The organism is Type-A symbiont of Plautia stali (genome assembly GCF_059731155.1).
Genome location: NZ_AP035891.1, coordinates 791,579 through 804,519 on the forward strand (window position 1 = coordinate 791,579; position 12,941 = coordinate 804,519).

10 protein-coding genes, 2 tRNA genes, 1 rRNA gene and 1 pseudogene are annotated in these 12,941 nt (G+C 57.0%); 11 read left to right on the forward strand and 3 right to left on the reverse strand.

The window, feature by feature from the left end:
* Positions 1–22: 22 nt before the first annotated feature.
* The 3 genes from rrf to AC6I8M_RS04265 all read left to right on the forward strand — a co-directional run bounded on the left by rrf (position 23) and on the right by AC6I8M_RS04265 (position 399).
* A 5S ribosomal RNA gene (gene rrf / locus AC6I8M_RS04255) occupies positions 23–138 on the forward strand.
* A gap of 100 nt (positions 139–238) precedes the next feature.
* Positions 239–315: transfer RNA gene (locus AC6I8M_RS04260), tRNA-Asp, on the forward strand.
* A gap of 8 nt (positions 316–323) precedes the next feature.
* Positions 324–399: transfer RNA gene (locus AC6I8M_RS04265), tRNA-Trp, on the forward strand.
* A gap of 104 nt (positions 400–503) precedes the next feature.
* On the opposite strand, the gene hdfR is transcribed toward AC6I8M_RS04265, so the two are convergent.
* Entirely contained in the window at positions 504–1,322 is an 819-nt protein-coding gene (gene hdfR / locus AC6I8M_RS04270; protein ID WP_010615717.1) for an HTH-type transcriptional regulator HdfR, read from the reverse strand.
* A 121-nt stretch (positions 1,323–1,443) separates the two neighbouring features.
* Here hdfR and AC6I8M_RS04275 point away from each other — a divergent pair, with 121 nt between their 5' ends.
* Positions 1,444–1,782 (forward strand): MaoP family protein, encoded by a 339-nt coding sequence (locus tag AC6I8M_RS04275; protein ID WP_010615718.1) that lies wholly within the window; start codon positions 1,444–1,446, stop codon positions 1,780–1,782.
* 28 nt (positions 1,783–1,810) lie between these two features.
* Here the strand turns inward: AC6I8M_RS04275 and AC6I8M_RS04280 are convergent.
* Positions 1,811–3,333: pseudogene (locus tag AC6I8M_RS04280) on the reverse strand (YifB family Mg chelatase-like AAA ATPase).
* 331 nt (positions 3,334–3,664) lie between these two features.
* On the opposite strand from AC6I8M_RS04280, the gene ilvL reads away from it, so the two are divergent.
* From ilvL to ilvA, 6 genes are all read left to right on the forward strand, one after another.
* Entirely contained in the window at positions 3,665–3,763 is a 99-nt protein-coding gene (gene ilvL, locus AC6I8M_RS04285) for an ilv operon leader peptide (protein ID WP_071813600.1), read from the forward strand.
* A 149-nt stretch (positions 3,764–3,912) separates the two neighbouring features.
* Positions 3,913–5,559 carry an acetolactate synthase 2 catalytic subunit gene (gene ilvG, locus AC6I8M_RS04290; protein WP_010615719.1) on the forward strand — a complete coding sequence of 549 codons (1,647 nt, stop codon included), beginning with the start codon at positions 3,913–3,915 and terminating at the stop codon, positions 5,557–5,559.
* Complete coding sequence (gene ilvM / locus AC6I8M_RS04295) at positions 5,556–5,798, forward strand: acetolactate synthase 2 small subunit (protein WP_010615720.1); 243 nt, start codon at positions 5,556–5,558, stop codon at positions 5,796–5,798. The genes ilvG and ilvM overlap by 4 nt, the downstream gene beginning before the upstream one ends.
* A gap of 33 nt (positions 5,799–5,831) precedes the next feature.
* A complete protein-coding gene (locus tag AC6I8M_RS04300) occupies positions 5,832–6,761 on the forward strand; it encodes a branched-chain amino acid transaminase (RefSeq protein ID WP_010615721.1) in 930 nt (309 codons plus the stop codon).
* A gap of 61 nt (positions 6,762–6,822) precedes the next feature.
* On the forward strand, positions 6,823–8,673 hold the full coding sequence (gene ilvD / locus AC6I8M_RS04305; RefSeq protein WP_010615722.1) for a dihydroxy-acid dehydratase: 1,851 nt from the start codon (positions 6,823–6,825) through the stop codon (positions 8,671–8,673).
* 6 nt (positions 8,674–8,679) lie between these two features.
* Positions 8,680–10,224, forward strand: coding sequence for a threonine ammonia-lyase, biosynthetic (gene ilvA / locus AC6I8M_RS04310; protein ID WP_010615723.1), 1,545 nt, complete (start codon positions 8,680–8,682; stop codon positions 10,222–10,224).
* A gap of 1 nt (position 10,225) precedes the next feature.
* Here the strand turns inward: ilvA and ilvY are convergent, their stop codons facing one another.
* Complete coding sequence (ilvY, locus tag AC6I8M_RS04315; protein WP_010615724.1) at positions 10,226–11,107, reverse strand: HTH-type transcriptional activator IlvY; 882 nt, start codon at positions 11,105–11,107, stop codon at positions 10,226–10,228.
* Positions 11,108–11,269: 162 nt separating this feature from the next.
* Between ilvY and ilvC the strand changes: the two genes are divergently transcribed.
* On the forward strand, positions 11,270–12,745 hold the full coding sequence (ilvC, locus tag AC6I8M_RS04320) for a ketol-acid reductoisomerase (RefSeq protein ID WP_010615725.1): 1,476 nt from the start codon (positions 11,270–11,272) through the stop codon (positions 12,743–12,745).
* Positions 12,746–12,941 lie beyond the last annotated feature (196 nt).

A 12,941-nucleotide genomic window follows, 5' to 3' on the forward strand; every position in this document is an offset into this window, starting at 1 on the left:
TCGTTTCGAGCACCAGAATTTGCCTGGCGGCAACAGCGCGGTGGTCCCACCTGACCCCATGCCGAACTCAGAAGTGAAACGCCGTAGCGCCGATGGTAGTGTGGGGCCTCCCCATGCGAGAGTAGGGAACTGCCAGGCATCAATTTAAGACCCCTAATCGGGTCGTGACCTTCCCGGTGACGCGGAAAGGGCGAAACACCTGAAATCAGCGACGGTCTGATATCAGTACAGAATCGGTGGAGCGGTAGTTCAGTTGGTTAGAATACCTGCCTGTCACGCAGGGGGTCGCGGGTTCGAGCCCCGTCCGTTCCGCCACCCTAATTAGGGGTGTAGTTCAATTGGTAGAGCACCGGTCTCCAAAACCGGGTGTTGGGGGTTCGAGTCCCTCCGCCCCTGCCAGAAAATAATCCTTTGCTTCGGCAAAGGATTTTTTTTGCCTGAAATTTGGCACAGGCAAGAGCCTGAGTTTCATTTCTTCCACTCAAACTCCCTCATTTATTGCTTCAGTGAGTCAGGACCGGATATTTAAGCAGCTGACGAATGTGTGCCTGTTGATCGCTATTCTGCAGCCATACCGCATATAACGGTCGTGCGACAGGTGTGTCTGTAATAACCATCAAGTCGCTGTAAATGCCGTGCCAGAAATCAGGTAAAAAGGCGCAGGCTCCCGTGGTATGCAGCAATTCGCGGGTCACATGTGCAGAAGTGGTAGTTAATACCGGTACGTCATCATTGGAAAGATAACTTTCATGCTGATGGAAATCCGCGCCCCACTCGAGTTTGATGTAATCATATTTTTCACGCTTTTCAGTTTTGCGTGCGCGAAAGAGCGCGAGTGAAATATGACCGATCTGCTGACTGGTGAGTTCATCCATTTTTGGCGCTTCGGTGGTGATCAGCAAATCGAGCTGGCGCTCATGTAACTGCTTGACCAGCAAATGGCGCTGAGCAATACGTGCTTCCAGATGCAGGCTTTCCCGGTTCTCGTATAGCGTCTGCAGCCAGGGCGTAAGATACGCTTCCCAGAGCGATGCACTGGCACCGATTGATAGCTCATGGTGCTGCTGGGTATGCGAAACCTCCTTCTTTGCCATCAGCCAGGTACTCATCAGGCTCTTAGCGTAGGGCAATAAGCGCTCGCCTGCTGAAGTCAGCCGGATATTATTGCGGTGACGGGTAAAAAGATTAACGCCCAGCTGATTTTCCAGCTGACGGATGCGAAAACTAACGGCAGATTGCGTGAGGTAAAGCGCTTCAGCAGCACGCCCGAAATGACGCGTTCTGCTCACTTCGAGGAAAGTTTTCAGTAATTCCGTATCCACAGCATTCTCCCAAAAAATGTTTGTCGTACTGATTTAAATGTTTTGTTTTACACTCTGTCAAGCCTATCTAATACTCCGCGCCATAAATAGCACGGCCATATGAGAATCAGGAGCGTGTAAGATGGCGGACAGCTTCGCAACAACTAATCGTTTCTTTGATAACAAACATTACCCTCGTGGTTTTTCGCGTCATGGTGACTTCACCATTAAAGAAGCTCAGCTTCTGGAACGCCACGGATACGCTTTCAACGAACTGGATCTCGCTAAGCGCGATCCGGAGACCGAAGAAGAGCGTCTGTTTATTGAAGTCTGTCGTGGTCTGCGTGAGCCGCAGACTGAGGCTGAACGTGTCTGGTCAAAATACACTGCACGTATCAAGTGTCCGAAACGTTTTCATACCTTGTCCGGCGGTAAACCGCAGATGGACACGGTGGAAGACTTCAGCGATAGCGACGATTAACATGACGGGGCTGATTTCAGCCCCGTTGTCATTCCAGGCTTTTATGCAGGTAAATCAGTAAACGATCGATACTGCGATATCCCACCGCCTCCTGCAGATGCTGACGCGTAATCTGCCGTTCACCCGCTAAATCTGCGATGGTTCTCGCCACCTTTAAGATGCGCTGCCACGCACGCACCGATAATCCCAGTGCATTCAGGATCTCCTCCAGCCATTCCGCGTCCTGCTGCTGTAACACACAATCACGGGCGATCTCCTGATTCGACAGCTGCGCATTCACCTTGCCCGCGCGTGCCATCTGTATCGCCCGGGCGGCCAGTACGCGGGCGCGCACCTGCGCGCTGGTTTCGCTGTGCTGCTGCTTCTGGCTGAGCGAGCCGCCCGGTAGCAGCGGAATCTCCAGCGACAGGTCGAAGCGATCCAGGAACGGGCCAGAAAGCCGGCTGAGATATCGCAGCACCTGCTGCGGCGTGCAGCGATTATGATTCCCCTGATAATGGCCAGTCGGGCTGTTATTCATTGCACCAATCAGTTGAAAGCGTGCAGGGAAAGTGACTTTGGCGCGGGAACGGGAGATGGCGATTTCACCGGACTCAATCGGCTCGCGTAACGCATCCAGCGCTTTGCGCTCAAGCTCGGGCAGTTCATCAAGAAACAGCAGCCCATTGTGCGCCAGTGAAATTTCGCCCGGCCGCGGCAGTGATCCTCCGCCGACCAGCGCATACAGCGATGCGCTGTGATGAGGCGCTCTGAACGGCCGTTTACGCCACTGATGATGTAGCGTACCGCTTGCTGACCAGGCTGGCAATCGCGGCGCACTCCAGCGCTTCCTGGTCGTCCAGCGGCGGCATAATGCCGGGCAATCGGGTTGCCAGCATGGTCTTACCGGTGCCGGGCGGGCCCAGCAGCAACGGGTTATGGCCACCGGCGGCGGTGATTTCCAGCGCGCGCCGTCCCTGCTGCTGGCCAATAATATCGCTTAGGTCCTGCTGCTCGTGCTGCACCGTTTCAGGCTGGTAATGGGCTACCGTCAGCGCCGTCTGGTTATGCAGGAAAGCGCAGATCTCCACCAGATGCTTACCCACCAGCGTTTCGCCCTGTTGTATCAGGCCGACATCCTGTTGATTCTGCTCCGCTAAGACCATCTGACGCCCGGCCTGCAGCGCTGCCATGGCAGCAGGAATCGCGGCCTGAACGCCACACAGCGCGCCGTTTAGCGCCAGCTCACCCAGGAAATTCATAATGGGCCAGCTTATCGCCTGGCAGCTGCTCTGAGGCCGCGAGAATGGCGATAGCGATCGGCAGGTCATAACGCCCACCCTCTTTAGGTAAATCAGCTGGCGCGAGATTGATGGTGACGCGCTTCGCCGGAAAGGTGAAACCGCTATTGATAATGGCGCTGCGCACGCGTTCGCGGGCTTCTTTGACGGTGGTTTCCGGCAGACCAACCAGCGTCAATGCCGGCAGACCATTGCTGATATGTACTTCAATCGTCACCAGTGGAGCCTGCACTCCGAGCGCCGCGCGTGTTAATACTTTCGATAAAGACATAACCGCTCCTTGTTGCCTTTATCCTTGCTGAAAAAACTCACACGGCGACCGCTGAAACTAACATCCTGAAGCGGTATTCAGGAAAATCGCTGCACTTTTCATCCTGTTTATTAATTTTCGCAGCCAGATCGCAAAAGCAAAATAACGGTTGCGTCGCGGGCGTAATGAATAATTATCACAAATGCGAATAACCTTTTACTTACAAAGCGATAACGTACGTCAGCTGCGCGCGTCATAAAATTTTCCGATGAAAATTATTGTAAATCCCCTGTTAACTATGGTAACTCTGTAGGTATTACTTCGAACGAACTAACGAAAAAACAGACGACACATGAAAGCCCTTCTACAAGTGATTAGCCTAGTCGTGATTAGCGTGGTGGTGATTATTAACCCACCGTGCGGGGCTACGCTTGGAGAAAGAAAGGCTTAAAAATCAAGCCTGGAATTCGAAAAACCCCCGTACCGTAAGGTCCGGGGGTTTTTTTTCGACCAGACGAAATATCAGCGAATCAGCGAGGAACAGATTATGAGCAGTAGCATAAAATTCTGTTGTTCCAGCAGGAATACAGGAGAATAACCATGACAGGTGCACAGTGGGTAGTTCAGGCTTTACGCGCGCAGGGTGTCGACACAGTGTTTGGTTATCCTGGTGGAGCAATCATGCCAGTGTACGATGCGCTCTACGATGGCGGCGTGGAACATCTACTGTGTCGTCACGAACAAGGTGCGGTGATGGCAGCGATCGGTTATGCGCGTGCGACCGGCAAAACCGGGGTTTGCATAGCGACCTCCGGACCGGGCGCCACCAACCTGATCACCGGGCTGGCCGATGCGATGATGGATTCCGTTCCGGTTGTCGCCATCACCGGGCAGGTCTCTTCAGCGTTTATCGGCACCGACGCCTTTCAGGAGATCGACGTTCTTGGCCTGTCATTAGCCTGCACTAAACACAGCTTCCTCGTTGAATCGCTGGATGATTTACCCTCGGTGATGGCGGAAGCTTTCGCCATCGCGCAGTCCGGCCGTCCGGGACCGGTGCTGGTCGACATCCCCAAAGATATTCAGATTGCCAGCGGTGAACTGACGCCGCACCTGCTGCCGGTTGAAGAGGCACTGAGCCACTCACCGCAGCACATTGCCGAAGCGCGCGCGCTGATGGCGCAGGCGCAAAAACCGATGCTGTATATCGGCGGCGGTGTCGGCATGGCGCAGGCCGTTCCGGCGCTGCGGGCCATGGCGCAGGAGACCGGCATCCCGATGGTTTCTACCCTGAAAGGGCTGGGCGGTGCCGAAGCCAGCAGCGATCTCTATCTCGGTATGCTCGGCATGCACGGCACCAAAGCGGCCAACCTGGCGGTGCAATCCTGTGATTTGCTGATTGCCGTCGGCGCGCGCTTTGACGATCGCGTTACCGGTAAGCTGGATACTTTCGCGCCGCACGCCAGCGTCATCCATATCGATATCGATCCGGCGGAATTGAACAAACTGCGTCGCGCTCACGTATCGCTGCAGGGTGATCTCAACCAGGTATTGCCGGCGCTGAGCATGCCGCTGCAGATCGACGGCTGGCGTACCGAAGTTAAAGCGATGAACGCGGAGTTCGCGTGGCGCTACGATCATCCCGGTGAGGCGATCTACGCGCCGCTGCTGCTGAAGCAGTTGTCAGATCGTAAACCTGACAGCGCGGTGGTAACCACCGACGTTGGCCAGCACCAGATGTGGGCGGCGCAGCACATGCGCTTCAGCGCGCCGGAAAACTTCATCACCTCCAGCGGTCTGGGCACCATGGGCTTTGGGCTGCCGGCTGCGGTAGGCGCGCAGGTTGCCCGTCCGGATGACACCGTTATCTGTGTGTCCGGTGACGGCTCAATCATGATGAATATTCAGGAGCTGGGCACCATCAAGCGTAAGCAGCTGCCGGTAAAAATCCTGCTGCTGGATAACCAGCGTCTTGGCATGGTTCGCCAGTGGCAGCTGCTGTTCTTTGATGGTCGCTACAGCGAAACCATCCTCACCGATAACCCCGATTTCCTCACGCTGGCCAGCGCCTTTGATATTCCGGGCCAGCGCATTAGCAGTAAAGATCAGGTCGACGCCGCGATTGATGCCCTGCTGAACAGTGAAAGTCCTTACTTCCTGCATGTTGCGATTGATGAGCATGAAAACGTCTGGCCACTGGTACCGCCGGGTGCCAGCAACGCAAACATGATGGAGAAAACCGTATGAACCAGCATCGATTGTCTATCGAAGCCCGCTTTCGCCCTGAAATATTGGAGCGCATTTTGCGCGTCGTGCGTCACCGTGGCTTCCAGGTATGCGCGATGAATATGGCGTCCGCCGTCAATGCGGAGAACATTAATATCGAAATGACCGTTGCCAGCCAGCGCTCTGTCGATTTACTGTCTTCGCAGTTAAGCAAACTTATGGATGTCGCCTGTATCGAGATCCAGCAACAGACAACATAACAAATCCGCGCCTAGTCGCCAAAGGAAATAACAATGAGTACGAAGAAAGCAGACTTTATCTGGTTCAATGGGGAGATGGTTAAGTGGGAAGACGCCAAGGTTAGCGTTATGTCTCACGCACTGCATTACGGCACCTCTGTGTTCGAAGGCATCCGCTGCTACGACTCACACAAAGGTCCGGTGGTGTTCCGTCACCGTGAACACATGCAGCGTCTGCACGACTCCGCCAAAATTTACCGTTTCCCGATTAAAGCCAGCGTGGATGAGCTGATGGAAGCGTGCCGCGAAGTCATCCGCGTGAATAAACTGAAGAGCGCCTATATTCGTCCGCTGGCCTTTGTCGGCGACGTGGGCCTCGGCGTTAACCCGCCAGACGGCTTCACCACTGATGTGATCATCGCTGCGTTCCCGTGGGGGGCTTACCTGGGTGCCGAAGCGCTGGAGCAGGGCATCAACGCCATGGTTTCTTCTTGGAATCGCGTGGCGCCAAACACCCTGCCAACCGCGGCGAAAGCGGGCGGTAACTATCTCTCTTCCCTGCTGGTTGGCAGTGAAGCGCACCGCCACGGCTATCAGGAAGGTATCGCGCTGGATACCCAAGGTTATATCTCCGAAGGTGCTGGCGAAAACCTGTTTGAAGTGAAAGACGGCATTCTGTTCACCCCGCCGTTCACCTCTTCAGCGCTGCCGGGCATCACCCGCGATGCAATCATCAAGCTGGCAAAGGATCTCGGTATCGAAGTGCGCGAGCAGGTGCTGTCACGCGAATCACTGTACCTGGCGGATGAAGTGTTCATGTCCGGTACTGCCGCAGAAATCACGCCGGTACGCAGCGTGGACGGCATCCAGGTGGGTGAGGGCAAACGTGGTCCGGTGACCACCAAAATCCAGCAGGCGTTCTTTTGCCTGTTCACCGGCGAAACCGAAGACAAGTACGGCTGGCTGGATCAGGTGAATCCATAACAAGATAGTAACGCGCGTGCAGCAGCGCCCGCGTCATTTTTCAGACTGGAGTAAATAGAGCATGCCTAAGTACCGTTCCGCCACCACCACCCATGGTCGTAATATGGCGGGTGCCCGTGCCCTGTGGCGCGCCACCGGAATGACCGACGACGATTTCGGTAAGCCGATTATCGCCGTGGTCAACTCTTTCACCCAATTCGTACCGGGTCACGTGCACCTGCGCGATCTTGGCAAACTGGTCGCTGAGCAAATCGAAGCCGCGGGTGGTGTAGCCAAAGAGTTCAACACCATCGCGGTGGATGACGGTATCGCCATGGGTCATGGCGGCATGCTGTATTCACTGCCTTCACGCGAGCTGATTGCTGACTCCGTGGAATATATGGTGAACGCCCACTGCGCCGACGCCATGGTATGTATCTCCAACTGCGACAAAATCACCCCCGGCATGCTGATGGCCTCGCTGCGCCTCAACATTCCGGTGATCTTTGTCTCCGGCGGTCCGATGGAAGCCGGTAAAACCAAGCTGTCAGACAAAATCATCAAGCTGGATCTGGTGGACGCGATGATTCAGGGGGCGAACCCGAACGTCAGCGATGCCGACAGCGAACAGATTGAGCGTTCCGCCTGTCCGACCTGCGGCTCGTGCTCCGGCATGTTCACCGCCAACTCCATGAACTGTCTGACCGAAGCGCTGGGCCTGTCGCAGCCGGGCAACGGCTCGCTGCTGGCAACCCACGCCGATCGTAAAGACCTGTTCATCAACGCCGGCAAGCGCATCGTTAACCTGACCAAACAGTACTACGAGCAGGATGATGCGCACGTGCTGCCGCGTAACATCGCCAGCAAAGCCGCGTTCGAAAACGCCATGACGCTGGATATCGCCATGGGCGGTTCCACCAATACCGTGCTGCACCTGCTGGCAGCCGCGCAGGAAGGCGAGATCGATTTCAGCATTTCCGACATCGATCGCCTGTCACGTAAAGTGCCGCACCTGTGCAAAGTGGCCCCGAGCACGCAGAAATATCATATGGAAGATGTGCACCGCGCGGGCGGGGTAATCGGTATTCTTGGCGAGCTGGATCGTGCCGGCCTGCTGCACACCGGCGTGCGCAACGTGCTGGGCCTCAACCTGCGCGAAACGCTCGATCAGTACGACATCATGCTGACCAAAGACGAAGCGGTGAAGAAGATGTTCCGCGCCGGCCCGGCGGGCATCCGTACCACCCAGGCGTTCTCACAGGATTGCCGCTGGGACACGCTGGATGACGATCGTCAGGAAGGCTGTATCCGCACACGCGAACACGCGTTTTCTCAGGATGGCGGTCTGGCAGTGCTGTACGGCAACATGGCGGAAGATGGCTGCATCGTGAAAACCGCCGGCGTCGACAAAGAGATCCTCACCTTTAAAGGTCCGGCAAAAGTGTATGAAAGCCAGGACGATGCGGTGGAAGCGATTCTCGGCGGCAAAGTGGTCGCCGGTGACGTGGTGGTGATCCGCTACGAAGGGCCGAAAGGCGGTCCGGGCATGCAGGAGATGCTGTATCCGACCACTTATCTGAAATCGATGGGCCTTGGCAAAAGCTGTGCGCTGATCACTGACGGACGCTTCTCGGGCGGCACCTCGGGCCTTTCCATTGGCCACGCATCGCCGGAAGCGGCGAACGGCGGCACCATCGCGCTGGTTAAAGATGGCGACATCATTGAAATCGATATCCCGAATCGCGGCATTAAGCTGGCGGTACCGGATAACGAACTGCATGCCCGTCGTGAAGAAGAGGAAGCGCGTGGCGAAGCGGCTTATACGCCGCACGGTCGCGTGCGTCAGGTCTCCTTCGCACTGCGTGCTTATGCATCGCTCGCCACCAGCGCTGACAAGGGCGCGGTGCGCGATAAGTCTAAGCTGGGAGGCTAATCTCTGATGGCTGAGTCTCAACCGCTTTCCGCGTCGCCCAATGGCGCGGAGTATCTGCGCGCGGTGCTGCGTGCGCCTGTGTACGAAATTGCCCAGGTGACGCCGCTGCAAAAAATGGAAAAAATTTCGTCGCGTCTTGGCAACACGATTCTGGTGAAGCGCGAAGATCGCCAGCCGGTGCACAGCTTCAAGCTGCGCGGTGCCTACGCAATGATCGCCGGGCTGACGGAAGAGCAGAAAGCGCGCGGCGTGGTTACCGCGTCGGCGGGCAACCACGCGCAGGGCGTGGCGCTCTCGGCCAGCACGCTCGGCATCAAGTCACTGATTGTGATGCCAGTGGCGACGGCGGACATCAAGGTTGATGCAGTGTGCGCGTTTGGCGGTGAGGCTTACCTGTTCGGAGCCAACTTTGACGAGGCAAAAGCCAAAGCGATTGAGCTGGCGGAGCAGCAGGGTTACACCTTCGTGCCGCCGTTTGATCATCCGGCGGTGATTGCCGGTCAGGGCACGCTGGCGATGGAGCTGTTGCAGCAGGATGCGCATCTCGATCGCGTGTTTGTGCCGGTAGGCGGCGGCGGCTTAGCGGCGGGTGTGGCGGTTCTGATTAAACAGCTGATGCCGCAAATCAAGGTTATCGCGGTCGAGTCGCAGGACTCTGCCTGCCTGAAGGCGGCGCTTGATGCCGGCGAGCCGGTGGATTTGCCGCGCGTCGGGCTGTTTGCCGAAGGCGTGGCGGTCAAGCGTATCGGCAGCGAAACCTTCCGCCTGTGCAAAGAGTACATCGACGATATCGTCACCGTGGACAGCGATGCCATCTGCGCAGCGATGAAGGATCTGTTCGAGGATGTGCGTGCGGTAGCGGAGCCTTCCGGCGCGCTGGCGCTGGCGGGCATGAAGAAGTACATCCAGCAGCACGACATCAAAGGCGAGCGGCTGGCGCACGTGCTTTCGGGCGCCAACGTCAACTTCCACGGTCTGCGCTATGTCTCTGAGCGCTGTGAACTGGGTGAACAGCGTGAAGCACTGCTGGCGGTCACCATCCCTGAGCAGCAGGGCAGCTTCCTGCGTTTCTGCCAGACGCTGGGCGGCCGCGCGGTAACCGAGTTCAACTACCGTTATGCCGATGCCGACAACGCCTGCATCTTTGTTGGCGTGCGTTTAACGCGCGGTCTTGAGGAGCGCAGCGAGATCATCAGCCAGCTGGCTGAAGGCGGTTATCAGGTGGTGGATTTGTCGGACGATGAGATGGCGAAGCTGCACGTGCGCTACATGGTGGGCGGACGCCCGTCAAAACCGCTGCGCGAACGGTTGTTCAGCTTCGAATTCCCGGAAGCGCCGGGCGCGCTGCTGAAGTTCCTGCAGACGCTGGGCGCGCACTGGAATATTTCGCTGTTCCACTATCGCAGCCACGGCACCGATTTTGGTCGCGTGCTGGCGGCGTTCGAGATCAACGACAAAGAGCCGGATTTCGACACTCACCTCAACGCGCTTGGCTATGAGTGGCACGACGAGGCCAGCAATCCGGCGTTTCGCTTCTTTCTCGCCGGCTAAACTACAGCAGGTGCCAGAAAGCATTAATCAGCGGCTCCCCGAGCCGTTTTTTTTGTACGCATACGCCGAGCTCCAGCGGCGCCACCGACTCGACATTCTCCAGCGTGAGCACGCGATTGCGCACCGGTTCCGGACTGTTTTCCAGCACCACATCCGGCAGCAGCGCGATGCCGCAGCCGAGCGCCACCATCGACACAATCGCCTCATGGCCTGACACCGTGGCGTAAATCTGCGGGTTGGCAATGCGGTGGCGGCGAAACCATATATCAATGTCGCGCCGCGCCGGCCCCTGATCCGGCAGGATAAAGGGAATCTGTGACCAGTCCGGCTGTTCCTGCGTCGCCTGGCTGCGCACCGGGCAGGGCAGCGCCGGGGCGATCAGAGCCAGCGGGATCAAACCCAGCGGTGTAAAATCGATGCTGGCGGGCAGCGACTCCGGCCGGCCGGCGATGGCCAGATCCGCTTCGCCGGACTGCACCATTTCAATGGCATCGGCGGCGTCGCCGGTGGTGAGTTTGATCTCCACCTGCGGATGCTCCGCGCGAAAGCGGTCCAGAATCGGCGGAAGATGGCTGTAGGCGGCGGTTACCGAGCAGAACAGGCGCAGCTCTCCGCTCAGCGACGGGCCGTTCAGGTCCATGACATGGCGCAGCTGCTGATATTGCAACAGGGTTTGCTGGGCAAACTGACGCAGCCGCTCACCGGCTTCGGTCAGTGTCACGGTGCGGTTGTCGCGCAGGAACAGCGCGTGTCCGACATCCTCTTCCAGCCGCTGAATCTGGCGTGATAACGTCGACGGGCTGACGTGCATGGCGCGCGCGGTGCGGCCAAAGTGGCAGCTTTCCGCTAGGTGAAGAAACAGTTTCAGGTCTCGTAAATCCATGCGCGTTTTGCCCTCAGCGTGATGTTGCAAATTCTGCAATGTGACGTTGTTAATATATCAATTTAAGCAACGTATTTCCTGTCATATGATGGGGTCATTCGCGGCGCTAAATCCGGCGCCGTTACTGAACAAAAGCAAACACAACATCTGAGCGGAGTACCCATGGCTAACTACTTCAACACATTGAATCTGCGCAATCAGTTAGCGCAGTTAGGCAAATGTCGCTTCATGTCGCGCGATGAATTCGCGGATGGCGCTAGCTTCCTGAAAGGTAAGAAAGTGGTCATCGTCGGCTGCGGCGCGCAGGGCCTGAACCAGGGTCTGAACATGCGTGACTCTGGCCTCGATGTGTCTTACGCACTGCGCGCTGAAGCCATCGCTGAGAAGCGTGCGTCGTTCCGTAAAGCCACCGAAAACGGTTTTAAAGTGGGTACTTACGAAGAGCTGATCCCGCAGGCGGATCTGGTGGTTAACCTGACGCCGGACAAGCAGCACTCTGCCGTAGTGCAGGCCGTTCAGCCGCTGATGAAAGACGGTGCCGCGCTGGGTTACTCCCACGGTTTCAACATCGTCGAAGTGGGCGAGACCATCCGTAAAGACATCACCGTGGTGATGGTGGCACCGAAGTGCCCGGGTACCGAAGTGCGTGAAGAGTACAAGCGTGGCTTCGGCGTTCCAACGCTGATCGCTGTTCACCCGGAAAACGATCCAAAAGGTGAAGGCATGGCGATTGCCAAAGCCTGGGCTGCAGCCACCGGCGGCGACCGTGCAGGCGTGCTGGAATCGTCCTTCGTGGCAGAAGTAAAATCAGACCTGATGGGCGAGCAGACCATTCTGTGCGGTATGCTGCAGGCCGGTTCACTGCTGTGCTTCGACAAGCTGGTGGCCGAAGGTCACGACGCGGCGTATACCGAGAAACTGATTCAGTTCGGCTGGGAAACCATCACCGAATCGCTGAAGTTCGGCGGCATCACGCTGATGATGGATCGTCTGTCTAATCCGGCAAAAATCCGTGCTTATGCGCTGTCTGAGCAGCTGAAAACCATTATGGAACCGCTGTTCCAGAAGCACATGGATGACATCATATCGGGTGAATTCTCTTCCGGTATGATGGCTGACTGGGCGAACGACGACAAAAAGCTACTGACCTGGCGTGAAGAGACCGGTAAAACCGCGTTCGAAAACGCCCCGCAGTTCGAAGGCAAAATCGACGAGCAGGAGTACTACGACAAAGGCGTGGTAATGGTCGCGATGGTGAAAGCGGGCGTTGAGCTGGCATTCGAAACCATGGTTGACGCGGGCATCATCGAAGAGTCAGCTTACTATGAATCCCTGCATGAGCTGCCGCTGATTGCCAACACCATCGCCCGTAAGCGTCTGTATGAAATGAACGTGGTAATTTCCGATACCGCAGAATACGGTAACTACCTGTTCTCCTTCGCGGCCGTTCCGCTGCTGAAAGAGTTCATGACCACGCTGCAGCCTGGCGACCTAGGCAAAGCGGTGGAAGGCACGCAGGTGGATAACGCGCAGCTGCGCGACGTGAACGAAGCGATCCGCCAGCATCCAATCGAAGCCGTTGGCCGCAAACTGCGTGGCTATATGACCGACATGAAACGCATCGCCGTCGCGGGCTAAGGCACGCGAGACACAGTTTTCAGCCCAATCAAACCCCGGCTTGCCGGGGTTTTTTTATGTCTTATGTCTGGATGCAGAAGCGTTTCCCTCACCCCGGCCCTCTCCCGTAAACGGGAGAGGGAGCGCCCGCGCGGTGTTGGTTGGTACGTGCAGCAACATCATCCTGCACCAGACGGTTCCCCTCACCCTAACCCTC

Coding starts and splice junctions, on each gene's coding strand:
- AC6I8M_RS04275 (WP_010615718.1), top strand. CDS start 1,444: ATGGCGGACAGCTTCGCAACAACTAATCGTTTCTTTGATAACAAACAT.
- ilvL (WP_071813600.1), top strand. CDS start 3,665: ATGAAAGCCCTTCTACAAGTGATTAGCCTAGTCGTGATTAGCGTGGTG.
- ilvG (WP_010615719.1), top strand. CDS start 3,913: ATGACAGGTGCACAGTGGGTAGTTCAGGCTTTACGCGCGCAGGGTGTC.
- ilvM (WP_010615720.1), top strand. CDS start 5,556: ATGAACCAGCATCGATTGTCTATCGAAGCCCGCTTTCGCCCTGAAATA.
- AC6I8M_RS04300 (WP_010615721.1), top strand. CDS start 5,832: ATGAGTACGAAGAAAGCAGACTTTATCTGGTTCAATGGGGAGATGGTT.
- ilvD (WP_010615722.1), top strand. CDS start 6,823: ATGCCTAAGTACCGTTCCGCCACCACCACCCATGGTCGTAATATGGCG.
- ilvA (WP_010615723.1), top strand. CDS start 8,680: ATGGCTGAGTCTCAACCGCTTTCCGCGTCGCCCAATGGCGCGGAGTAT.
- ilvY (WP_010615724.1), bottom strand. CDS start 11,107: ATGGATTTACGAGACCTGAAACTGTTTCTTCACCTAGCGGAAAGCTGC.
- ilvC (WP_010615725.1), top strand. CDS start 11,270: ATGGCTAACTACTTCAACACATTGAATCTGCGCAATCAGTTAGCGCAG.